This is a genomic window from Enterobacter sp. ECC-019 (assembly GCF_043974075.1).
GTDB classification, from domain to species: Bacteria; Pseudomonadota; Gammaproteobacteria; order Enterobacterales; family Enterobacteriaceae; genus Enterobacter; species Enterobacter asburiae_D.
The window spans coordinates 4,230,893-4,253,901 of record NZ_CP143759.1; the positions used below are offsets into that span (position 1 = coordinate 4,230,893).

General features: G+C 57.2%; 20 protein-coding genes. 4 read left to right on the forward strand and 16 right to left on the reverse strand.

Annotation, left to right across the window (positions count from 1 at the left end; all coding sequences use genetic code 11):
- The 7 genes from hscA to trmJ all read right to left on the reverse strand — a co-directional run bounded on the left by hscA (window position 1) and on the right by trmJ (window position 5,989).
- A complete protein-coding gene (gene hscA, locus V1566_RS19955) occupies window positions 1-1,851 on the reverse strand; it encodes a Fe-S protein assembly chaperone HscA (RefSeq protein ID WP_395304429.1) in 1,851 nt (616 codons plus the stop codon).
- A gap of 14 nt (window positions 1,852-1,865) precedes the next feature.
- Entirely contained in the window at window positions 1,866-2,381 is a 516-nt protein-coding gene (gene hscB, locus V1566_RS19960; RefSeq protein ID WP_010433997.1) for a co-chaperone HscB, read from the reverse strand.
- Window positions 2,382-2,460: 79 nt separating this feature from the next.
- Window positions 2,461-2,784, reverse strand: a complete 324-nt coding sequence (gene iscA, locus V1566_RS19965; protein ID WP_003860659.1) for an iron-sulfur cluster assembly protein IscA — start codon at window positions 2,782-2,784, stop codon at window positions 2,461-2,463.
- Between the two features lie 13 nt (window positions 2,785-2,797).
- A complete protein-coding gene (gene iscU / locus V1566_RS19970; protein WP_003860661.1) occupies window positions 2,798-3,184 on the reverse strand; it encodes a Fe-S cluster assembly scaffold IscU in 387 nt (128 codons plus the stop codon).
- Between the two features lie 24 nt (window positions 3,185-3,208).
- Entirely contained in the window at window positions 3,209-4,423 is a 1,215-nt protein-coding gene (iscS, locus tag V1566_RS19975; protein WP_008502157.1) for a cysteine desulfurase, read from the reverse strand.
- Between the two features lie 117 nt (window positions 4,424-4,540).
- Window positions 4,541-5,032: a Fe-S cluster assembly transcriptional regulator IscR gene (gene iscR / locus V1566_RS19980; RefSeq protein WP_023308826.1), complete on the reverse strand. Its 492-nt coding sequence runs from the start codon at window positions 5,030-5,032 to the stop codon at window positions 4,541-4,543.
- 231 nt (window positions 5,033-5,263) lie between these two features.
- Window positions 5,264-5,989 carry a tRNA (cytosine(32)/uridine(32)-2'-O)-methyltransferase TrmJ gene (gene trmJ, locus V1566_RS19985; RefSeq protein ID WP_033146224.1) on the reverse strand — a complete coding sequence of 242 codons (726 nt, stop codon included), beginning with the start codon at window positions 5,987-5,989 and terminating at the stop codon, window positions 5,264-5,266.
- Between the two features lie 131 nt (window positions 5,990-6,120).
- Here trmJ and suhB point away from each other — a divergent pair, with 131 nt between their 5' ends.
- Window positions 6,121-6,924 (forward strand): inositol-1-monophosphatase, encoded by an 804-nt coding sequence (gene suhB, locus V1566_RS19990; RefSeq protein ID WP_003860668.1) that lies wholly within the window; start codon window positions 6,121-6,123, stop codon window positions 6,922-6,924.
- Between the two features lie 59 nt (window positions 6,925-6,983).
- On the opposite strand, the gene V1566_RS19995 is transcribed toward suhB, so the two are convergent.
- A complete protein-coding gene (locus V1566_RS19995; protein ID WP_395304430.1) occupies window positions 6,984-7,964 on the reverse strand; it encodes a nickel/cobalt transporter in 981 nt (326 codons plus the stop codon).
- Window positions 7,955-8,593, reverse strand: a complete 639-nt coding sequence (locus V1566_RS20000; RefSeq protein ID WP_395304431.1) for a DUF1007 family protein — start codon at window positions 8,591-8,593, stop codon at window positions 7,955-7,957. The genes V1566_RS19995 and V1566_RS20000 overlap by 10 nt, the downstream gene beginning before the upstream one ends.
- Before the next feature lie 125 nt (window positions 8,594-8,718).
- Between V1566_RS20000 and csiE the strand changes: the two genes are divergently transcribed.
- On the forward strand, window positions 8,719-9,996 hold the full coding sequence (gene csiE / locus V1566_RS20005; protein WP_395304432.1) for a stationary phase inducible protein CsiE: 1,278 nt from the start codon (window positions 8,719-8,721) through the stop codon (window positions 9,994-9,996).
- Here the strand turns inward: csiE and V1566_RS20010 are convergent.
- Window positions 9,991-11,136, reverse strand: coding sequence for a 3-phenylpropionate MFS transporter (locus V1566_RS20010; RefSeq protein WP_121425138.1), 1,146 nt, complete (start codon window positions 11,134-11,136; stop codon window positions 9,991-9,993). The genes csiE and V1566_RS20010 overlap by 6 nt on opposite strands.
- A 173-nt stretch (window positions 11,137-11,309) precedes the next feature.
- Here V1566_RS20010 and V1566_RS20015 point away from each other — a divergent pair, with 173 nt between their 5' ends.
- Entirely contained in the window at window positions 11,310-11,732 is a 423-nt protein-coding gene (locus tag V1566_RS20015; protein ID WP_023333046.1) for a DoxX family protein, read from the forward strand.
- 54 nt (window positions 11,733-11,786) lie between these two features.
- Here the strand turns inward: V1566_RS20015 and glyA are convergent, their stop codons facing one another.
- The gene (gene glyA / locus V1566_RS20020; protein WP_395304433.1) at window positions 11,787-13,040 is read right to left on the reverse strand and encodes a serine hydroxymethyltransferase; all 1,254 of its coding nucleotides are present in this window, start codon (window positions 13,038-13,040) and stop codon (window positions 11,787-11,789) included.
- A 304-nt stretch (window positions 13,041-13,344) separates the two neighbouring features.
- Here glyA and hmpA point away from each other — a divergent pair, with 304 nt between their 5' ends.
- Entirely contained in the window at window positions 13,345-14,535 is a 1,191-nt protein-coding gene (gene hmpA / locus V1566_RS20025; protein ID WP_395304434.1) for an NO-inducible flavohemoprotein, read from the forward strand.
- An 81-nt stretch (window positions 14,536-14,616) separates the two neighbouring features.
- Here hmpA and glnB read toward each other — a convergent pair whose 3' ends face one another.
- The 5 genes from glnB to purL all read right to left on the reverse strand — a co-directional run bounded on the left by glnB (window position 14,617) and on the right by purL (window position 22,930).
- Window positions 14,617-14,955, reverse strand: a complete 339-nt coding sequence (gene glnB, locus V1566_RS20030; protein ID WP_003860685.1) for a nitrogen regulatory protein P-II — start codon at window positions 14,953-14,955, stop codon at window positions 14,617-14,619.
- Window positions 14,956-15,020: 65 nt separating this feature from the next.
- Window positions 15,021-16,358 (reverse strand): two-component system response regulator GlrR, encoded by a 1,338-nt coding sequence (glrR, locus tag V1566_RS20035; protein WP_023308835.1) that lies wholly within the window; start codon window positions 16,356-16,358, stop codon window positions 15,021-15,023.
- Window positions 16,345-17,082, reverse strand: coding sequence for a two-component system QseEF-associated lipoprotein QseG (qseG, locus tag V1566_RS20040; RefSeq protein ID WP_159514703.1), 738 nt, complete (start codon window positions 17,080-17,082; stop codon window positions 16,345-16,347). The genes glrR and qseG overlap by 14 nt, the downstream gene beginning before the upstream one ends.
- A 1-nt stretch (window position 17,083) precedes the next feature.
- A complete protein-coding gene (gene qseE, locus V1566_RS20045) occupies window positions 17,084-18,511 on the reverse strand; it encodes a two component system sensor histidine kinase QseE/GlrK (protein ID WP_395304435.1) in 1,428 nt (475 codons plus the stop codon).
- A gap of 531 nt (window positions 18,512-19,042) precedes the next feature.
- Entirely contained in the window at window positions 19,043-22,930 is a 3,888-nt protein-coding gene (gene purL / locus V1566_RS20050; RefSeq protein WP_395304436.1) for a phosphoribosylformylglycinamidine synthase, read from the reverse strand.
- Window positions 22,931-23,009 lie beyond the last annotated feature (79 nt).

Genomic DNA, 23,009 nt, shown 5'->3' on the forward strand with positions numbered 1-23,009 from the left:
TTAAACCTCGTCCACGGACTGGCCTTTCAGCGCGACGCGGACAGATTTGTCCATGCGGCGAGCAGCAAAGTCCTGGGTTTGTTTATCAACGTTTTTAATGGCTTCTTCTATTGCGTCAGCGTCATTGCCTTCAGCGACAGCGCTTAAGTGCGCGGCAGCTTCGTCAATCACCTGGCGCTCAGCGGCGCTTAACAGCGCGGCATCGGCAGCAAGCGCGCCGTTCAGGCTTTCCAGCACGCGGGCGGCTTCAACCTTTTGTTCAGCAAGCATACGCGCCTTCACATCCTGCTCGGCGTAGCTCATTGAGTCCTGAATCATGGAGGCGATTTCGCCATCGGTCAGGCCGTAGGACGGCTTCACCTGGATGGACGATTCCACGCCGGTGGATTTTTCCATCGCGGTGACGCTCAGCAGGCCGTCCGCATCCACCTGGAAGGTAACGCGAATATGCGCCCCGCCCGCAGGCAGCGCCGGGATACCGCGCAGCGCAAAGCGCGCCAGAGAGCGGCAGTCCTGCACCAGCTCGCGTTCGCCCTGCATCACGTGGATGGACATCGCGGTCTGGCCGTCTTTGAAGGTGGTGAACTCCTGCGCGCGCGCCACCGGAATGGTGGTATTACGCGGGATCACTTTCTCTACCAGGCCGCCCATGGTTTCTAACCCCAGCGACAGCGGGATGACGTCCAGCAGCAGCATTTCGCTGTCCGGCTTGTTGCCGACCAGGATATCGGCCTGGATTGCAGCGCCCACGGCAACCACTTTATCCGGGTCGATGGAGGTCAGCGGCGTGCGGCCAAAGAATTCGCCCACGCGCTCGCGCACCAGCGGCACGCGGGTCGATCCACCCACCATGACCACTTCCAGCACCTCGCTCGCCTCAACGCCCGCATCTTTCAATGCGCGACGGCAGGCCAGCAGGGTGCGTTTCACCAGCGGGGCAATCAGGTCGTCGAACTTGTCGCGGGTGATGTCACCCTGCCAGCCCGCAACGTTTACGGTAACCGTCTGCGCATCGCTCAGGGCGATTTTGGCATCGATAGCCGCATCCAGCAGCTCACGCTGCACGCGCGCATCGCTGCGATCGCTGATGCCCGCCTGCTCGCGAATGTAATCCGCCAGCAGATGGTCGAAGTCATCGCCACCCAGCGCGGAATCCCCGCCGGTCGCCAGCACTTCAAACACCCCGCGGCTTAAGCGCAGGATCGAGATATCAAAGGTGCCGCCGCCGAGATCGTAAACCGCAATGACCCCTTCCTGACCGGAGTCGAGGCCGTAGGCAATCGCCGCCGCCGTCGGTTCGTTCAGCAGGCGCAGCACGTGCAGGCCCGCCAGACGCGCGGCGTCTTTGGTGCCCTGACGCTGTGCATCGTCAAAATAGGCCGGAACGGTAATGACTACGCCGTCCAGATCGCCGCCAAGCGTCGCCGTCGCGCGCGCCGCCAGCGCTTTGAGGATGTCGGAGGACACGCGGATCGGGTTCAGCAAACCAGCCGCGGTCGCGATCATCGGCAGGCCGTTTTCGCTGGCCTGCAGCTGATACGGCAGATGCGGATAGCGGGTCTGAATATCGGTCAGCGAGCGGCCCATCATGCGTTTTACGGAGCTGATGGTGTTGGCCGGATCGCGCGCGGCGTTGGCGCGGGCGTCATAGCCGACCGCGTGACCCTGCTGCTGGTAGTGGACCACGGAAGGCAGCAGATGGCGACCCTGCTCGTCGGCCAGCGTTTCCGCCTGGCCGCTGCGCACGGTCGCCACGAGAGAATTGGTGGTGCCCAGATCAATACCCACCGCCAGACGACGCTGGTGCGGTGCGGCACTTAAGCCAGGCTCACTAATTTGTAATAAGGCCATAATTGCTTCCGAAATTAAAAATCGAGCAGCTTTTCTTCGAGTTGTTCAGCACTGCTTCGCAGTTTATCGAGAAAACGGAGTTTGCGCACAGTATCTGCCGCCACGTCCCAGGTCTCGTTGTTCAGTTGCTCCACCATCTGCTGATGGCGGGTATCGAACATGCCCTTCACGCGCGTGATGAAGCTTTCCAGACGCGCTTCGTCTTTGGCCTGTTCAATCTCATCCAGCTCTTCGCGAAGCTCCAGCTGTTCCATCAGAAACGCGGTGTCGCGCACGGTATGCTGTTCGCTCGCCAGGTCGAAACCGTGCAGTGAAAGCAGGTACTCGGCACGGCTCAGCGGATGGCGTAGCGTCTGCCAGGCCTGGTTGATGGTCGCAGATTGGGAAACCGCAGCCAGTTGCTCTGACTGAGTACCACTGGCGAATTTATCCGGGTGATACTGACGCTGCAGATCCTGAAAGCGGATCGTCAGCGCCTGCAGATCAATCGGGTATTGAGCGGGTAGTCCGAAGAGAGTGAAGTAATCCATAACAATCTCAGGGGTAGCCTGTTAGAACAAACCCCACGCGTAGCGGGTACGCCACGGTGGGGTTTCGGATGACGCGCGGTTAAACGTGGAAGCTTTCGCCGCAACCACACTCGTCTTTGACGTTCGGGTTCGTGAATTTGAACCCTTCGTTCAGGCCTTCTTTAACGAAGTCCAGCTGAGTGCCGTTGAGGAATTGCAGGCTTTTGCCATCGACCACCACCTTCACGCCCTTGTCTTCAAACACGGTGTCGTCAGACGCCGGCTCGTCAACAAACTCCAGTACGTAAGCCATACCAGAACAGCCGGAGGTACGTACGCCCAGTCGCAGGCCAAAGCCTTTACCACGGTTCGCCAGAAAAGAGCTTACTCGCGCGGCAGCGCTGTCGCTAAGGGTAATCGACATACTCAAACCTCAATTATTTTGCTTCACGTTTGCTTTTGTAATCCGCAATGGCGGCTTTGATCGCGTCTTCTGCCAGAATTGAACAGTGAATTTTCACCGGTGGCAGTTCGAGTTCTTCAGCAATATCCGTGTTCTTGATTGCCTGTGCTTCGTCCAGAGACTTGCCCTTCACCCATTCGGTAACCAAGGAGCTGGACGCGATAGCAGAACCGCAGCCGTAGGTCTTGAAGCGCGCGTCTTCAATGATACCTTCATTGTTGACTTTAATCTGCAACTTCATCACGTCGCCACACGCCGGTGCGCCAACCATGCCGCTACCGACAGATTCGTCGCTGTTGTCAAAAGAGCCAACGTTGCGCGGGTTCTCGTAATGATCGATGACTTTTTCGCTGTATGCCATGATTGAATTCTCCTTATGTACCGATTAGTGATGTGACCATTCAATGCTGTTCAGATCCACGCCCTGCTTGAACATTTCCCACAGTGGAGAAAGGTCGCGTAGACGGCCGATGGAGTTACGAACCAGCTTGATGGTGTAGTCAATCTCTTCTTCGGTAGTGAAACGACCTAAAGAGAAACGGATAGAGCTGTGTGCCAGCTCGTCGGTCATACCCAGCGCGCGCAGCACGTAGGATGGCTCAAGGCTTGCAGACGTACAGGCAGAACCGGAAGAAACGGCCAGGTCTTTCAGCGCCATGATCAGCGATTCGCCTTCAACATAGTTGAAGCTGACGTTGAGGATGTTGGGTGCGCCCTGCTCGAGATCGCCGTTCAGATATACTTCTTCCATATCTTTCACGCCGTCCCACAGACGGTTACGCAGCGTGCGCAGGCGCGCCATCTCGGTTTCCATCTCTTCTTTTGCAATGCGGTACGCTTCGCCCATGCCCACGATCTGGTGAACAGGCAGTGTACCGGAACGCATGCCGCGCTCGTGACCGCCGCCGTGCATCTGTGCTTCGATGCGGATACGTGGCTTACGACGAACGTACAGCGCGCCGATCCCTTTCGGGCCATAGATTTTGTGGCCGGAGAAGGACATCAGGTCCACTTTCAGCTGGCTCAGGTCGATAGGCAGTTTGCCCACGCTCTGGGTCGCGTCCACGTGGTAGATGATACCGCGCGCGCGGCACATTTCACCGATGGTCGCGATGTCCTGTACCACGCCGATTTCGTTGTTGACGTGCATAATGGAAACCAGAATGGTGTCATCACGCATGGCCGCTTCGAGCTCTTTGAGGTCAATAATACCGTTGCTCTGTGGGGCGAGATAGGTGACTTCGTACCCTTCACGCTCCAGCTGGCGGCAGGTATCCAGCACGGCTTTGTGTTCGGTTTTGCTGGTGATGATGTGCTTGCCTTTTTTCTGATAAAAGTTGGCTGCACCTTTGATCGCCAGGTTGTCGGATTCGGTCGCACCGGAGGTGAAAACAATCTCACGCGGGTCGGCACCCACCAGGTCAGCAATCTGATTACGGGCGATATCAACCGCCTCTTCAGCATGCCAGCCAAAACGGTGTGAACGGGAAGCTGGGTTACCAAAGTTTCCGTCCAGGGTCAGACACTGCATCATTTTCTCGGCAACACGCGGGTCCACCGGCGTGGTTGCGGAGTAATCGAGATAAATCGGTAATTTCATTGCTCTTTAAACTCCGTACATCGCTTCAATGCAAGGAATCAGGCAACCGGCTGGATGTACGACCGAGTACACGGGGCGTGACCGCCCCGGCCTGATTCTGAAATCTTTATCGTTTTATTACGCGCGCAGTTTGACGTCGATAGCGTCCTGCGCGCGGGTGCTGCGTTGAGAATCCTGACCGTGCTGACGACCAGAGACATCCAGAACTTCCTGGTTATTGACCAGTTCACCCAGGGTGATGTTGTTCAGGAAGCCGGTGAGACGGTCGCTAAGATCGCGCCACAGCGCGTGGGTCAGGCATTTGTCGCCGCCCTGGCAGCCGCCTTTACCCTGGCAACGGGTCGCGTCAACGGATTCGTCAACTGCGCTAATCACTTCACCAACTGCAATACTGCCCGCGTCTTTACCCAGCAGATAACCGCCGCCTGGGCCACGAACGCTGGAAACCAGTCCATTTTTACGCAGTCTGGAGAACAGCTGTTCCAGATAAGAGAGGGAGATCCCTTGTCGTTCAGAAATATCAGCCAACGGAACCGGGCCCGCTTCGGAGTTGAGCGCAACGTCCAGCATCGCGGTCACGGCATAACGCCCTTTAGATGTCAGTCTCATGTCTTACTTAACCTCAAACTCGCCCCTGCCCGGGGTTTTTTATAGTAAAATGGGGTATTGCATAGCAGGGCCAAGTCTGACATTCCTGACTAAAATGGTCAACTATTTACTTGACTGTTTTAGTCAGGTATTTAACCTTCCGTGCCGTTTTTTGTCGGGTGGCGCTTCGCTTACCCGACCTACGGTTTTGTAGGCCGGGTAAGCGAAGCGCCACCCGGCGAACGGACGACACTATTCCTTATTCTTCTGCTCAATCGACGCCAGAATTCCGCGCAGGATGTTCAGCTCCTGGCTTTCCGGGCGCGCGCGGGTAAACATACGGCGCAGCTTGTTCATTACCTGGCCCGGGTGGCCTTCACGGATAAAGCCGGTTGAGAGCAGCGTCTGCTCCAGGTGACCGTAGAAGCGCTCAAGGTCGTCCACCAGCGGATAGGCCGTCTCTTCTTTCGGTTCGACCTGTTTCTCCTGCGTCGCCAGCCACGCCATACGCACTTCATAGGCGATAACCTGCACCGCCATCGCCAGGTTCAGCGAGCTGTATTCCGGGTTCGCCGCGATGGCGACGTGGTAGTGACACTTCTGCAGCTCGTCGTTGGTCAGGCCAACGCGCTCGCGGCCAAACACCAGCGCAACCGGGGCCTGCTCCGCTTCTGAGACGCTTTTCAGGCCGCATTCGCGCGGATCCAGCATCGGCCACGGCAGCGTGCGTGAACGCGCGCTCGTGCCGACAACGAGGCTGCAGCCGGCCAGCGCTTCGTCAAGGGTGTCGACGATCTGGGCGTTGCCGATCACGTCGCTGGCACCGGCGGCCAGGGCGATGGCCTGCGAGTCGGGTTTCACCAGCGGGTTAACCAGCCACAGGTTTGTTAAGCCCATGGTTTTCATAGCGCGGGCAACGGAGCCCATGTTGCCGGTGTGCGATGTTTCAACCAGCACGATTCGAATGTTTTGCAGCATAATTTTTAATGTCTGAATTCAGCGTCTGAAGAATATTCGGGCATATTATCATAAACGGGAGACATAATCCGATCCCACTGCTATACTCTGCGCCGATTTTCCTGTTCTTTAACATCCAGTGAGAGAGACCGATGCATCCGATGCTGACCATCGCCGTGCGCGCAGCGCGCAAGGCGGGTAATGTAATTGCCAAACACTACGAAACGCCAGACTCCGTAGAAACCAGCCAGAAAGGCAGCAATGATTTCGTGACTAACGTCGATAAAGCCGCAGAAGCGATTATTATCGAAACGATCCGCAAATCTTACCCACAGCACACCATCATCACCGAAGAAAGCGGTGAACATGAAGGTACCGATCAGGATGTTCAATGGGTTATCGATCCACTGGATGGCACCACCAACTTCGTTAAACGCCTGCCACACTTCTCTGTGTCTATCGCAGTACGCATTAAAGGCCGTACTGAAGTCGCCGTTGTTTACGATCCAATGCGTAACGAACTGTTCACCGCTACCCGCGGTCAGGGCGCACAGCTGAACGGCTACCGTCTGCGCTGCAGCAACGCACGCGATCTTGACGGCACCATCCTGGCGACCGGTTTCCCGTTCAAGGCGAAACAGCACGCGACCACCTATATGAATATTCTGGGCAAACTGTTCACCGAATGCGCGGACTTCCGCCGCACCGGTTCTGCTGCGCTGGATCTGGCCTACGTTGCGACCGGCCGCGTTGACGGTTACTTCGAGCTGTCACTGAAGCCTTGGGACTTTGCTGCGGGCGAGCTGATCGCACGTGAAGCAGGTGCCATCGTGTGTGATTTCACCGGCGGCCATAACTATATGTCTACCGGCAACATCGTTGCGGGTAACCCACGCGTTGTTAAAGCCATGCTGGCAAACATGCGTGATGAACTGAGCGATGCGCTGAAGCGTTAATCCAGTTTGTTAAGCCCGGTGGCGCTACGCTTACCGGGCCTACAAAATCCCTCAGTACGCTAGAAAGGCCGCAACCCCCTACCCACCGGCACCGCGCTCATCCACATCGTCACCGCCGCCACCAGCAGAATCACCCCGCCCGCCAGCGCGAGCGTTGTCCACCCGACCTGTCGCCACAATACCGGCGTTTTATTGCCGCTGAGTTTGACCGCCAGCTGACGGAAGCTGTGTACCAGCAGCGCTAACGACGAAATGGTGAGAGACGTTCCTGCCGCCATCGCCAGCGCCGAGAGCATTCCCCAGCCAAACACGCCTATCACCTTACTGAACAGCAGCACCATGATTGCCCCCGAACACGGGCGCATGCCCATCGAGAGAACAATCATCAGCCGCGCGCGCCAGTCGTCACCGTTCTGCAACTGTTCCTGCGTGGGCAAATGCTGATGTCCGCAGCCGCAGCTTTCATCATGAACGTGGTGCGGCGTAAAGGTTTTGAATTTCGGTTTTTGCAGCAGCACGCGCAGCTTTTTCAGGGCCCGCCAGCAGAGGATCAGCCCCAGCACGCCAACCAGCGCGTAGCTCCCCTTCTCCAGCCAGAAGCTGCTCAAGTGCAGCTGGCGTGCGGGAAGCTGTAACAGCGAAAGGACGACCACGACGAGCGCAATCGCCACGCTGCCCTGAAGCAGCGAGGAGGCTAGCGTCAGGCCGATACTCGATTTCAGCTTCGACGGATGTGTGGCGAGCCAGGTCGTTATCACGATTTTGCCGTGCCCCGGCCCCAGCGCGTGCAGAACACCATAGATAAAGCTGAACGCCAGCAGGGACCCACCCGCTTTGCTCGGGTTCTCCGCCACCGCCTTCAGCAGACCGCTCATCCGCTGGTTGACCTCACGCTGCCAGACAATGCTTTTCATCATCACCTGCGGCCAGGCCTGCCACAGCCACAGCGAACCGCAAACGGCGAACAGCAAAAAGATCGCCAGCGGCCAGAGGTGAAGCCAGCGGCGCGGTTTCCGAACCGGAGAGGAGATCACTGACATTGTAACGTCACCTCCTGCGCGAACTGCTTACCCAATTCCATGTCCTCTGGTGGCGCATCCTCTTTATCGAGAGAAACGGCAAAATTCAGCGTCTCTTCGCTGGGTTTCGGGGTGTGCACGCCAATTTTGCAGCTTTTTTGCAGAGCATCCGGCAGCCGTACGTCGCTGTCTTTGTCATAGCGCATGTCGACATAGTAGGTAGGATCAAAGGTGGAAAAGCGGTACGTTTGCCCCGCCAGCGGCTGCGGATGCGCCAGAGGAAGCACGAACGTCAGCACCGCCTGATGCCCGTCACGCGTCATACCGTATTCCGTTGGCCGGTTCAGAAATTTGACCTTTTGCCCGTTGTGCCAGAATTCCGTGAAATAGTGCTGGCCGAGCACGTTGGCCATCACTTCCGCCGCCAGCTTTTTCCAGATTTCGTCGCCAGGCTTCGCGTTTCCCGCATCGTAGAGCAGATCGGCCGAGGTGATTTCATCCATCGTCCAGCGCATCTTCAGGCCGCTCAGCTGCGTGCCGTCGGTGACCAGCTCGGTCTGGAGGTCAATAAAACTGTGAGGGTGTGCGCTGGCGGTGAAGCTGATAGTCGTCAAAAATAACGCCATCGCACTTTGTTTAACTGTTTGCATCAATTCCTCACGTCAAAAATTCTGTGATGTTCCCCAGCAATCCTGAGTGAAAGGCCTGCCGGCGCGCTTTTCAGCGCTCATCCTTTAGCTATTCTTATCAAACATTCACACTGGATACCCGACAGATGATGACGACGCTTGAAATTCCATCTGTGCTTTCCAGTTCGCAGCGCCGCTGCCAGGTGCTTTTGATGCTTTACCTGCCCGATGCTGCCGTCACCGCACAGAGCATAATTGCTGCCAACGGGGTTGACGACGCGATGGCACGGCAAGATATAGCCGAGACGCGCGATGAAATCCAGCGCTATCACCGGCTGGACATCGTCACGCACCACGACGGAAGCTACCGGATCGAAGGCACAGCCCTGAATCAGCGTTTATGCCTGCTGCACTGGCTGCGTCGGGCGCTGCGGCTTTGCCCGCAATTTGTCTCGCACCAGTTTACCCCCGCTTTAAAAACCGCGCTTAAACAACACGGCATTGCGCGGCCGCTTTACGACGATGCGAACCTGCGGGCGCTGATCGGCTTCTGCTCACGCAAGCTGCAGCGCCAGTTTGAATGCCGCGACGTCCAGTTTTTACAGCTCTATTTACAATACTGTCTTATTCAGCACCAGCTCGGGAATACGCCGCAGTTTTCTCACGTTCAGCGCAGTTGGACCCAGTCGAGAGGGGAGTATTTTACGGCCCAGGAGATTGTGCGTCACTGGAAACGGCGCGTGCCGCAGGGTGCGCACGGGGATGAACAGCTGTTTCTGGCGCTGCTGTTTATGATGCTCCGCACGCCCGATCCGGTGCTCGATAAACACCAGCAGGATCAGCGCTTGCGCCGCGCCATCGTTCGCATGGTCGCCCGTTTTCGCTCGCAGACCGGGATGAACTTCAGCGACGAGCAAGGGCTGACCGATCAGCTGTATATCCATCTTGCTCAGGCGCTGGACCGCTCGCTGTTTGAGATTGGCATCGACACTAGCCTGCCGGAGGAGATCCATCGTCTCTATCCCCGGCTATTACGCACCACGAAGGAAGCGCTGTTTGAGCTGGAGGCGGAGTTCGGGCTGCGTTTTTCTGATGAAGAGATGAGCCTTGTCGCGGTGATTTTCGGTGCCTGGCTGATGCAGGAGACCGACCTGCACGAAAAACAGGTGATCCTGCTGACGGGGGACGATAAAGCCAGCGAGGATCTGATTGAACAGCAGCTTCGCGAGCTGACGCTGCTGCCGCTCAATATTCGCTATCTGACGCTGCTGGCTTTCCAGAAAGAGGGGGCACCGCGCGAGGCCGCGCTGGTTATTACCCCCTACCCTACAGTCCTGCCGCTGTTCTCGCCGCCGCTGATTCATGCCGTTGAGACATTGAACGCGCAGCAGCAAGAACATATTCGCGCCATGCTGGAATCATAACGACGCGCGAGCGGCCACTTTAGGGCGAACAACGATTGCGGGTAAGGCGACCAGCGCCATCACCCAGAAGACGCCATGCCCCAGATGCTGGTAGAGGAACCCCGCAAAGACCGTCATGATCGCGATACTGCCCCCCATTGCAACCGCCGAATAGACGGCCTGCAGGCGAATAACGTCCCCACCCTCGCGCGCAGCGATATAGCGCATCGCCGCCAGATGACACACGGTAAAGGTGCCGCAGTGAAGAATTTGCGCCACTATCAGCCACGGCAGATCGGTCGTCCAGCCCATAATGCCCCAGCGCGCCACGCCGCAGACGGCGGAAAGCAGCAGCAGATCGCGCGCGCCGAAGCGGCGGAACAGCTTTTTACTGAGCGCAAAGATGATCACTTCCGCAACCACGCCCAGCGACCACAGATAGCCCACTGCGGAAGCTGAGTATCCCGCCCCCTGCCAGTAGATGGCGCTGAACCCATAGTACGCCGCATGCGCCCCCTGAAGCAGACAGACACACGCCAGAAAACGCCAGCTTTGTGCTACCAGGCTCCGCCAGGCGGGCCAGCCGGCGCTCTCCTGATGGCGGCTTTCCCCTTGCGGCATTATCGATGGCCGCAGCAGCATGCCCAGCAGCATTGAGGCAATACCAATACTCAGCAGGGCGAGAATGGCGCGGTAATCGTAAAGGCTGACCAGTTTACCCACCAGCGCGGAGCCAATCACAAAGGCAATAGAACCCCACAGGCGCACGCGCCCATAGTCCATGGTGATCTGCTTTTGCCAGGTGTTCGCCAGGGCATCCGTCAGCGGTACCAGCGGTGAGAAAAACAGGTTAAAGCCGACCATCACCACCATCAGCCAGGCAAACTGGTGGCTGACCCAGAAGCAGGCAACAAAGACCAGCGTCAGCAGAGCAAGAATGCGTACCGCCTTGATCAGTAAGGAGGGATCGCTAACGCGCGGAGCAATCAGCAGGCTGCCGAGGAAACGCGCCACCAGCCCGGCCCCCAGCAGGACACCGATGGTCTCGGGAGTCAGGCCGATACCCTTGAGCCAGACGCTCCAGAAAGGCAGAAAAATACCGTAGCTAAAGAAATAGGTGAAATAACTGAGCGCCAGCCAGCGCGTGGAATGCAAGACCATGAATCCCTCCCGAAATGGAGGCCATAGTCTGGCGAGAATATAAAAATTAAGCAAGTCGATAGCCTGCTATAAATTAACGAAAAATTAACATCTTGTGCAGTCGCCTGGCTTATGGCAGGGAATGAAAATATGTATTACGTTTAAATTACTCCACTTGCAGAGGTTTTTCTGCCATGAACTCACTACGTTATTTCGATTTCGGTCAGTCACGTCACCTGCTGCTGCTGATTGGCCGCATCGCGCTTGTCGTGCTGTTTATTATCTTTGGCTATCCAAAACTGACGGGGTTTAGCGGCACCGTACAATATATGACCTCGCTGGGTACGCCGATGCCCATGCTGGCGGCCATTATTGCGGTGGTGATGGAAGTGCCTGCCGCTATTCTGATCGTCCTGGGCTTTTTCACCCGTCCTCTCGCGGTACTGTTTGTATTCTATACCCTCGGAACCGCGGTGATTGGACACCACTACTGGGATATGACCGGTGATGCGGTCGTGCCGAATATGATTAACTTCTACAAGAATATCAGTATTGCTGGTGCCTTTATTTTGCTGGCGATTGTCGGACCGGGAGCTATTTCCCTCGACCGGCGTTAAGCCATAAAAAAAGGCCGCATGCGCGGCCTTTTTTATTTCTGCAAAGCAGAGGAATTATGCGTATACCGGGAAGCGTGCGCAGATATCCAGAACTTTACCTTTGACGCGCTCGATTACCGCGTCGTCATTGATGTTGTCCAGAACGTCACACATCCAGCCAGCCAGCTCTTTCACTTCCGCTTCTTTAAAGCCGCGGCGAGTCACGGCCGGAGAACCGATACGGATACCGGAGGTCACGAACGGGCTCTTCGGATCGTTTGGCACGCTGTTTTTGTTCACGGTGATGTTGGCGCGGCCCAGGGCAGCGTCAGCTTCTTTACCGGTCAGGTTCTTATCAACCAGATCCAGCAGGAACAGGTGGTTTTCAGTACCGCCAGATACCACTTTGTAGCCACGGTTCAGGAATACTTCCACCATTGCTTTGGCGTTCTTAGCAACCTGCTGCTGATAAACCTTGAACTCAGGCTCCATCGCTTCTTTCAGTGCTACCGCTTTTGCCGCGATAACGTGCATCAGCGGGCCGCCCTGCGCGCTTGGGAATACGGCGGAGTTCAGTTTTTTGTACAGCTCTTCGTCACCGCCTTTCGCCAGGATCAGGCCACCGCGTGGACCCGCCAGGGTTTTGTGGGTGGTGGTGGTCACAACGTGAGCGTGTGGAACCGGGTTCGGGTAAACGCCAGCGGCAATCAGGCCCGCAACGTGCGCCATGTCGACGAACAGGTAAGCACCGATGCTGTCCGCGATTTCACGCATTTTTGCCCAGTCAACGATACCGGAGTAAGCAGAGAAGCCACCGATGATCATCTTCGGTTTGTGCTCTTTAGCCTGCTTCGCCATGTCTTCGTAGTCAATTTTGCCGGACTCATCAATACCGTAAGGGATGATGTTGTACAGTTTGCCGGAGAAGTTAACCGGGGAGCCGTGAGTCAGGTGGCCGCCCTGCGCCAGGTTCATACCCAGAACGGTATCGCCCGGATGCAGCAGCGCGGTGTAGACCGCGAAGTTAGCCTGAGAGCCAGAGTGCGGCTGCACGTTCGCGTAGTCAGCGCCAAAGAGTTCTTTCGCACGGTCGATAGCCAGCTGCTCAACGATATCAACGTACTCGCAACCGCCGTAATAGCGTTTGCCCGGGTAACCTTCAGCATATTTGTTAGTCAGCTGAGAACCCTGCGCCTGCATGACGCGCGGGCTGGTGTAGTTTTCGGAGGCGATCAGTTCGATGTGCTCTTCCTGACGTACTTTTTCCTGCTCCATAGCCTGCCACAGTTCGGCATCATAATCGGCAATGTTCATTTCACGCTTTAACATCCGCATCTCCTGACTCAGCTAACAAGTAAATTTTGGCCTGAAAAGGCAGTCCTGTTGGACGACGGGCAACAGTATAACTGATTAGTTCTGTGATAACAGGTCTTGACAAACGATTTTACGCAAACGTTTTCCTACGCGCCACGCAAGGGTTTGAGGAATAAAGCTCTCGCCATTTCCAGCGGATTTCTTTTCAGGTTTGTGATGCATATTTTTCATCTTGCAAAGAACCATTTACAACGCAGGGGTATTTTTTATAAGATGCATTTAAAATACATCATTAAAATCACATCAGAAGGATGCGCTCATGCTCGACGCTAAAACCATCGCTACCGTTAAAGCCACTATTCCCCTGCTGGTGGAAACCGGACCTAAACTCACCGCCCATTTCTACGATCGCATGTTCACGCACAACCCGGAGCTCAAAGAGATTTTCAACATGAGCAACCAGCGTAACGGCGATCAGCGCGAAGCGCTTTTCAACGCCATCGCGGCCTACGCCAGCAATATTGAAAACCTGGCCGCGCTGCTGCCCGCGGTGGAAAAAATCGCGCAGAAACACACCAGCTTCCAGATCCAACCCGAGCAGTACAACATTGTGGGTGGCCACCTGCTGGCGACGCTGGACGAGATGTTCAGCCCGGGCCAGGAGGTGCTGGATGCGTGGGGTAAAGCCTACGGCGTGCTGGCAAACGTGTTTATCAACCGTGAAGCACAGATCTACAGCGAAAACGCCAGCAAGAACGGTGGCTGGGAAGGCACGCGGGCGTTCCGCATCGTCGAGAAAACCCCGCGCAGCGCATTAATTACCAGCGTTGAATTTGAGCCGGTGGACGGTCAACCCGTGGCCGAATATCAACCGGGACAGTATCTGGCAGTGTGGCTGAAGCCTGAAGGCTTCCCGCATCAGGAAATCCGCCAGTATTCTCTTACCCGCAAGCCAAACGGCAAAGGCTACCGTATTGCCGTTAAGCGTGAGGACGGCGGTCAGGTATCCAACTGGCTACACAACGAAGCTAACGTGGGCGACGTGGTCCATCTGGCCGCGCCGGCGGGCGATTTCTTTATGGCCGTTGAAGCGAATACCCCGGTTACGCTGATCTCTGCGGGCGTCGGCCAAACGCCAATGCTGGCGATGCTCGATACGCTGGCGAAAGCAAACCACGGTGCGCAGGTCAACTGGTTCCACGCTGCGGAAAACGGTGACGTACACGCCTTTGCGGATGAAGTGAAAACGCTCGGGGCGTCCCTGCCGCGCTTCACCGCGCGCACCTGGTATCGCCTGCCGACGGATGCAGACCGCGCAGCCGCACGGTTTGACAGCGAAGGTCTGATGAATTTAAGCCAGATGGAAGGGGCGTTTAGCGCGCCGGACATGCAGTTCTACGTCTGTGGGCCGGTGGCGTTTATGCAGTATGCCGCGCAGCAGTTGGTCGAGCTGGGTGTGAATAAAGACAACATTCATTACGAATGTTTCGGGCCACATAAAGTGCTGTAATGAAAAAGCCCCTCGTTCGAGGGGCTTTTTTTCGCCGGGTGACGGCTGCACCTTACCCGACCAACAAAACCGTTGGCATAGTTAAATCGCGGCGTCGTCTTCTTCGCCGGTACGGATACGGATCACGCGTGCCACGTCAAAGACGAAGATTTTACCGTCGCCGATTTTGCCCGTCTGCGCGGTGCGGATAATGGTATCCACGCAGGTATCGACGATATCGTCGCTGACCACGATTTCAATTTTTACTTTCGGCAGAAAGTCGACCATGTACTCTGCGCCACGGTAAAGCTCGGTGTGGCCCTTCTGACGACCAAAACCTTTCACTTCCGTCACGGTCATCCCGGTGATGCCGACTTCCGCCAGCGCTTCACGCACATCATCCAGTTTGAAAGGTTTAATAATCGCATCAATCTTTTTCATGGTGGGTCCTTAAACTCTTGCCTGTAAGCTGCCTCGTAATCGATTGCTCACAGTACCATACGGCATTACTCTTTAAAATCGTTTGCTTCCAGCTCGTGGCGCGACAGCAGCTTGTAGAACTCGGTGCGGTTGCGTCCGGCCATGCGCGCCGCGTGGGTCACGTTGCCTTTGGTGATCTGCAATAGCTTGCGCAGATAGTTAAGCTCAAACTGATTCCGCGCTTCGGCAAACGTCGGCAGGGCCGTGTTTTCCCCTTCCAGCGCCTGCTCTACCAGCGCGTCGCTGATCACCGGTGAGGAGGTCAGCGCCACGCACTGCTCAATCACGTTCACCAACTGACGCACGTTACCCGGCCAGCCTGCGGCCATCAGCCGCTTCATCGCATCGGTGGAAAACGCGCGCACGAACGGTTTATGGCGATCGGCCGCCTGGCGCAAAAGGTGGTTCGCCAGCAGCGGAATGTCTTCCGCACGTTCCGCCAGCGCCGGGATCTTCAGGTTCACCACGTTCAGACGGTAGTAGAGATCTTCGCGAAACTCGTTGCGGGCCATCACTTTTGGCAGATCGCGGTGGGTGGCGGAAATAATTCGCACATTAATATCAATATCGCGGTTGCTGCCCAGCGGGCGAACTTTTCGCTCCTGCAGCACGCGCAGCAGTTTGACCTGCAGCGGTGCGGGCATATCGCCAATTTCGTCCAGGAACAGCGTGCCACCTTCTGCGGCCTGGAACAGCCCTTCCCGGCTGCTCACCGCGCCGGTGAATGCGCCGCGGGCATGACCAAACAGTTCAGATTCGAGCAGCTGTTCCGGAAGCGCGCCGCAGTTAATGGCGATAAAGGCGTTTTTACTGCGCGGGCTGGCGTTATGGATCGCCTGCGCCAGGATCTCTTTCCCGGTTCCGCTCTGGCCGTTGATGAGCACGCTGACGTCAGACTGCGCCACCATCCGAGCCTGTTCAAGCAGACGCAGCATAATGGGGCTGCGGGTGACGATAGACTCCCGCCACGCTTCATCCCCCGCCGGGGCGGCGTGTTCCAGCGCGCTGTCGATGGCCTTATAGAGCGCGTCTTTGTCTACCGGCTTGGTCAGGAAGCTGAATACCCCCTGCTGGGTCGCGGCAACCGCATCCGGGATCGACCCGTGCGCCGTCAGGATAATCACGGGCATACCCGGCTGCTGCTTCTGGATCTCCGCAAACAGCTGTAGGCCATCCATTTCGTCCATCCGCAGGTCGCTTATTACCAGATCGATTTTCTCGCGACTGAGGATCTTCAGCCCCTCCAGCCCGCTTTCAGCGGTCACGACGCTGTAGCCTTCACTCACCAGACGCATGCCCAGCAGCTTTAACAGCCCGGGATCGTCATCCACCAGTAACAGATGGGCAGGTTTACGGCTCGTCATGCTTCACATCCTCTTGTTTCGGCGTATCGCTATCCGGTGCCGCGGATGAACTCCCCGGCTGATATTTACGCGACGAGAGCTGTCTTTCGATATCGGTCAGATTTTCCAGCTTGCGCGTCGTGGTATCCAGCTGCGTGCGTAAATGTTGCTGCTGTTGACGCAGCGTATCAAGCTCGCTGTCGGTTGACTGTTGCAGCTTGCTGTAGCGGGAGCGCTCTTCAGACAGCTGAAGCTGTAATGTCTGCCCATCTCGCCAGAGCTGGTATACCGGGCGTACCTGTACCGGAAGATTGACCACAAACGTGTCCAGTCGGGTCACATTGACGCGGCGTTCAACGGGGGTGATTTTCGCATCTGCGAGTAAAATCCCACGCTTGAACGCGTCCTGCCAGGTGTCGTCATCCAGCATCGCCGCCTTCGAACGGGCGTCTACCGGCGCCAGACGCTGGGCGCAATCTATTCCACGCAGCCAGAACAGCGGGTTGCTTTCAACGTCATGTCCTGACAGGTTCCAGATGTCTTCACAGCGGGTGGAGAGGAAATCTGCCAGCTGGTTATCGGGCCATTTATCTTCTTGTTTATCGCTAATGGCACTTTGTGGCGCATGGGAAACACATCCTGCCAGAAATAAACAGGGCAGGCTCAGGCGAAGCGTGTTGCAGGAAAACACCGCGCGTACGGCGCGGAAAAAGACGTGTGACATACTCACCAGACATAGATTCATTTTATTGATTTTTCCGGCTCAGGGGCAGTTCGATACGGAAGCAAACATCTGAACGTTCGTCCGCGGCAATGTTTAACTCACCCTGCATGCGTCGTATGCAGTCCCGGGCGATGCTCAAGCCCAGTCCGCTTCCTTTAACCGCGCCTTTCCGCTGATGACTCCCCTGGAAAAAGGGTTCGAAGATCATGGTTTTTTCGTCATCGGGGATCGGGGTGCCGGTGTTTGCGACGTCAATAAACACCCGTGAACCATTCGTATTACTTCGGATATAAATGTTACCGGATTCAGTACCATAGTGCACCGCATTGGAGTAAAGATTATCCAGAACGCTCATCAGCAGCATGGGTTCAGCCAGGCATGCAGGTGCATTGAGCTCGACACCGGTATGCATCATTTTAGCTCTTGCTGGCAAGCTATGGGCGGAGATCACCATATCCACCAGCGGCTCAATCTCAACGTTTTCCAGTACGACCGCCCCGTCAGCCAGCTTGCGGTTGTAGTCCAGCAGTTGCTCAATCAGCTTTTGCAGATTGCGACTGCTGTTATCCAGGATCTCGACAATTTCTTTCTGTTCTGGCGTAAGGGGCCCGGCCACTTTGTCCGCCAGCAGCTCCGTTCCTTCACGCATGCTGGCCAGCGGCGTTTTAAGCTCATGAGAGATATGGCGCAGAAACTGATGACGCTGAGATTCGAGCCACGCCAGGCGCTCGGACAGCCAGATAATGCGCTGGCCGACGGATCGCAGCTCGCGCGGACCTTTAAAAGCGACCGTATCCCCGAGCGATTTCCCCTCCCCCAGACGGTTGATCATACGCTGAATGCCCTTCACCGGGCCGATGATCATGCGGGTAAAGAGCAGCACCAGCCCAAGACTCACCAGGAACAGCACCAGCGCCTGCCAGCCGAAGAACTGGCCGCGCTCGGCAATCTCCTGCTGGAGCTGCTGGCCGCGAGAGAAAATTACCGTGCGCGTTGACTGCACCATCTCGGTGTTGGCGCTGGCAAAAGCTTCAAGACGCGCGGCGGCGGCGGCATCCGGGCCGCTGTTGCTGCACTGCAGCTGCGCCAGATCGTTCAAATCCTGACGTAACGCCTGATAGAGCTTGTCGTCAGGCAAAACCCCCGCGTGAGCGTCCAGCATTTCGCTGTAGCGTTTACGCTGACTCTGATAAACCTTTTCCAGCGTCCGATCGTCAAGCACGCAATACTGACGATAGCTACGCTCCATCTCCAGCGCGGCGTTGGTCATCGCTTCACTGCGTCTGGCGTCGATGAGCGTCGTGCGGTTGGTCAAAGCCGCCTGCGCGCTCAGCGCGTTCAGACTTTGCCACGCCTGCCAGGCAAGGATCAGCAGCGGCAGCAGGATCAGCAGGAAGGCCATCATGACGAGCTGCCGCAGGGAGCGGGGGAAAACGGGCCAGCGTTTCAACGCATTACTCTCTTAATGGGGGTTTACGCAGAGCGTAACTGAGTCTGCCCTTCAGATACAACAAAGCCGGGTAAAAACCCGGCTTTGTCATGGAATGAGGCGGTGCCTAACTCGACGTTTCGCCCTGGCCTGATAAAGCATCGCTATGATCAGTAGTTGGACGGCAGGCACCTTTTTGTGCGTCATTCGAAGTTTATGTAGCGCGTCCCGAAGGGGCTGACATAAGAAGGTGAATGAGCCACTGGTTAATATTATGCAACGCCCGTGCCAGAATACAAAACAAAATATTAACACATTGAAATATATGATCTTTACTCGTTTAACCTGTTAATTATCGGTTGAATGATTTCCAGGCTAAGTGTCGCCATTAAGCAACACCTTAACGGGAACCTTTACTGCCATATATAAATCAATGAGTTAAGTGTCTCCATTTAGAGACAGTCGCAACCCTTCTTTGTCGCAATTTTGCGACACGCATAAAAAAGCCCGGTAGCGCTCGCGCTTACCGGGCCTACAGGTACTGCCTGAAACTTAACCCAGCTGCTTACGCGCGTTGCGGAAGATACGCATCCACGGGCTGTCCTCGCCCCAGTTTTCCGGGTGCCAGGAGTTGCTCACGGTACGGAACACGCGTTCCGGGTGCGGCATCATGATGGTCGCGCGACCGCTTTCGCTGGTCACCGCCGTAATACCGTTGGCTGAGCCGTTCGGGTTAGCCGGATAGGTTTCTGTCACCTTGCCGAAGTTATCGACAAAGCGCAGCGCCACCAGCCCTTTGCTCTCCAGCTGAGCCAGATGCGCAGCATCACGCACTTCTACCTGACCTTCACCGTGGGAAACGGCAATTGGCATCTGTGAACCGACCATCCCCTGCAGCAGCAGAGACGGGCTTTGGGTCACTTCCACCAGGCTGAAGCGCGCTTCGAAGCGGTCAGACTGGTTACGCACAAAGCGCGGCCAGGCTTCGCTGCCCGGGATCAGTTCGCGCAGGTTAGACATCATCTGACAGCCGTTACACACGCCCAGCGCCAGAGTCTGCGGACGGTGGAAGAAGGTTTCGAACTCGTCACGCACGCGGCTGTTGAACAGGATGGACTTCGCCCAGCCTTCGCCCGCGCCCAGCACGTCGCCATAGGAGAAGCCGCCGCACGCCACCAGCGCCTGGAAATCTTCCAGACCGGTACGGCCCGCCAGCAGGTCGCTCATGTGGACGTCGATAGCGTCAAAGCCCGCACGGTGGAAGGCAGCCGCCATCTCAACGTGGGAGTTAACGCCCTGCTCGCGCAGCACCGCCACTTTAGGACGCGCGCCGGTCGCAATGTAAGGCGCGGCAATGTCTTCGTTGATGTCGAAGGAGAGCTTCACGTTCAGGCCTGGATCGTTGTCGTTAGCCTTGGCGTTGTGTTCCTGGTCAGCACATTCCGGGTTATCACGCAGGCGCTGCATCTGCCAGGTGGTTTCCGCCCACCACATGCGCAGCGTGGTGCGGCTTTCGCTGAACACGGCGTGACCGTCTGCTTCAATGACGAAGCGGTCGCCCTGAACGGCTTTACCCAGATAGTGCACGCAGTCTACCAGACCGTGCTGCGCCAGAATCGCTTCAACCGCGTCGCGATCCGCCGCACGTACCTGAATCACGGCGCCCAGCTCTTCGTTGAACAGCGCCGCCAGACGGTCTTCACCAAGCGTTGCAATGTTCGCTTCCACACCGCAATGGCCGGTGAAGGCCATCTCTGCCAGCGTCACCAGCAGGCCCCCGTCGGAACGGTCGTGGTAGGCCAGCAGCTTACGCTGCGCTACCAGCGCCTGAATCGCGTCGTAGAAGCCTTTCAACTGGGCAACGTCGCGCACGTCGGCTGGCTTATCACCCAGCTGACGGTAAACCTGCGCCAGCGCGGTGGCACCCAGCGCGTTGTGGCCTTTACCCAGGTCAATCAGCAGCAGGGCGTTGTCTTCGGTCGCAAGCTGCGGCGTAACGGTATGACGCACGTCTTCCACGCGGGCAAACGCGGTGATCACCAGCGACAGCGGAGAGGTCATCTCGCGCTGCTCGCTGCCTTCCTGCCAGCGGGTTTTCATCGACATGGAGTCTTTGCCCACCGGAATGGTCAGGCCGAGAGCAGGACACAGCTCCTCGCCCACCGCTTTCACGGCTTCATACAGGCCAGCATCTTCGCCCGGGTGACCGGCAGCGGCCATCCAGTTTGCGGAAAGCTTGATACGTTTGATATCGCCAATCTGCGTCGCGGCGATGTTGGTCAGCGCTTCACCGACCGCCAGACGGGCAGAGGCAGCGAAGTCCAGCAGCGCCACCGGGGTGCGTTCGCCCAGGGACATCGCTTCGCCGTAGTAGCTGTCGAGGCTCGCGGTGGTCACGGCGCAGTTAGCGACCGGGATCTGCCACGGGCCAACCATCTGGTCACGAGATACCATACCGGTCACGGTGCGGTCGCCGATGGTCACCAGGAAGGTTTTCTCTGCCACAGCAGGCAGGTGCAGAACGCGGTTGACCGCTTCTGCCACAGTGGTGCCCTGGCGATCCAGCGCTTTGCCCGCCGCTTTACGGGTTGTTACATCGCGGGTCATCTTCGGCGTTTTACCGAGCAGAACGTCGAGCGGCAGATCGATCGGCTGGTTGTCAAAGTGGGTGTCACTTAAGGAAAGGTGCTGCTCTTCGGTCGCTTCACCGATGACGGCATACGGCGCACGCTCGCGGCGGCACAGCTCGTCAAACAGCGGCAGCTGATCCGCAGCAACCGCCAGCACGTAGCGCTCCTGGGATTCGTTACACCAGATTTCCAGCGGGCTCATGCCCGGCTCATCGCTCAGGATATCGCGCAGGTTGAAACGGCCACCGCGACCACCGTCGCTCACCAGCTCCGGCATGGCGTTGGACAGACCGCCCGCGCCCACGTCGTGGATGAAGAGGATCGGGTTGGCATCGCCCAGCTGCCAGCAGCGGTCGATCACTTCCTGGCAGCGGCGCTCCATTTCTGGGTTGTCACGCTGCACGGAGGCGAAGTCGAGATCCGCGTCAGACTGGCCGGAGGCCATAGAAGAGGCCGCTCCGCCGCCCAGACCGATGTTCATCGCCGGGCCGCCGAGCACGATCAGCTTCGCGCCGACGACGATCTCGCCTTTCTGCACGTGATCGGCACGGATATTGCCGATCCCGCCCGCCAGCATGATCGGCTTGTGGTAGCCGCGCAGCTCTTCGCCGTTGTGGCTGTCCACTTTCTCTTCATAGGTACGGAAGTAACCGTTCAGCGCCGGACGACCAAATTCGTTGTTAAACGCCGCGCCGCCCAGCGGGCCTTCGGTCATGATATCCAGAGCGGTTACAATGCGCTCCGGCTTGCCGAAATCTTCTTCCCACGGCTGTTCAAAGCCCGGAATACGCAGGTTGGAGACGGAGAAACCGACCAGACCCGCTTTTGGTTTTGCACCACGACCGGTCGCCCCTTCGTCACGGATTTCACCGCCGGAGCCGGTCGCCGCACCCGGCCACGGGGAGATCGCCGTCGGGTGGTTGTGGGTTTCCACTTTCATCAGAATATGCGCGGGCTCCTGATGGAAGTCATAGCGCCCTGCTTCGCGATCGGCGAAGAAGCGGCCCACCTCGGAACCTTCCATTACCGCGGCGTTGTCTTTATAGGCAGACAGCACGTGGTCAGGGGTTTGCTCCATGGTGTTTTTGATCATTTTGAACAGCGACTTCGGCTGCTGTTCGCCGTCAATAATCCAGTCGGCGTTGAAAATCTTGTGGCGGCAGTGCTCAGAGTTAGCCTGCGCGAACATGTAGAGTTCGATATCGTTCGGGTTACGGTTGAGCTTAACAAACGCATCCTGCAGGTAGTCGATTTCGTCTTCTGCCAGCGCCAGGCCGAGACGCAGGTTGGCGTCAATTAGCGCCTGACGGCCCTGCCCCAGCAGGTCTACGCTCTGTACCGGCGCAGGCTGATGGTGAGAGAAAAGCTTCTGCGCGTCATCGAGAGAGGCAAATACGCTCTCCATCATGCGATCGTGCAGTTCAGCCGCAACCGCCTGCCACTGCGCGTCGCTCAGGGTTGAGGCTTCCACGTAGTACGCCACGCCGCGTTCCAGACGGTTAATCTGGCTCAGGCCACAGTTGTGGGCGATGTCGGTGGCTTTGGAAGACCAGGGGGAGATGGTGCCCGGACGAGGCGTCGCAAGGATCAGTTTGCCGATTGGCGTATGGCTGCTCAGGCTTGGACCATACTTGAGCAGGCGTTCCAGCTGTACGCGCTCCTCTGCATTGAGGGGGGCATTCAGGTCAGCAAAATGGACATACTCAGCGTAAATATTACTTACCGGAAGGTCGGCCGCCTGAAAACGTGCCAGCAGTTTAGTGATACGGAAGGCAGACAGTGCAGGCGAACCACGCAGAATTTCCATCATAAGTCTCTCGTCTTCGAAGCGCCGGGGCGCTTACAGTGTGCGCAAGGGGGGAAAACGGGCGTCATTATAGAGAATCCTG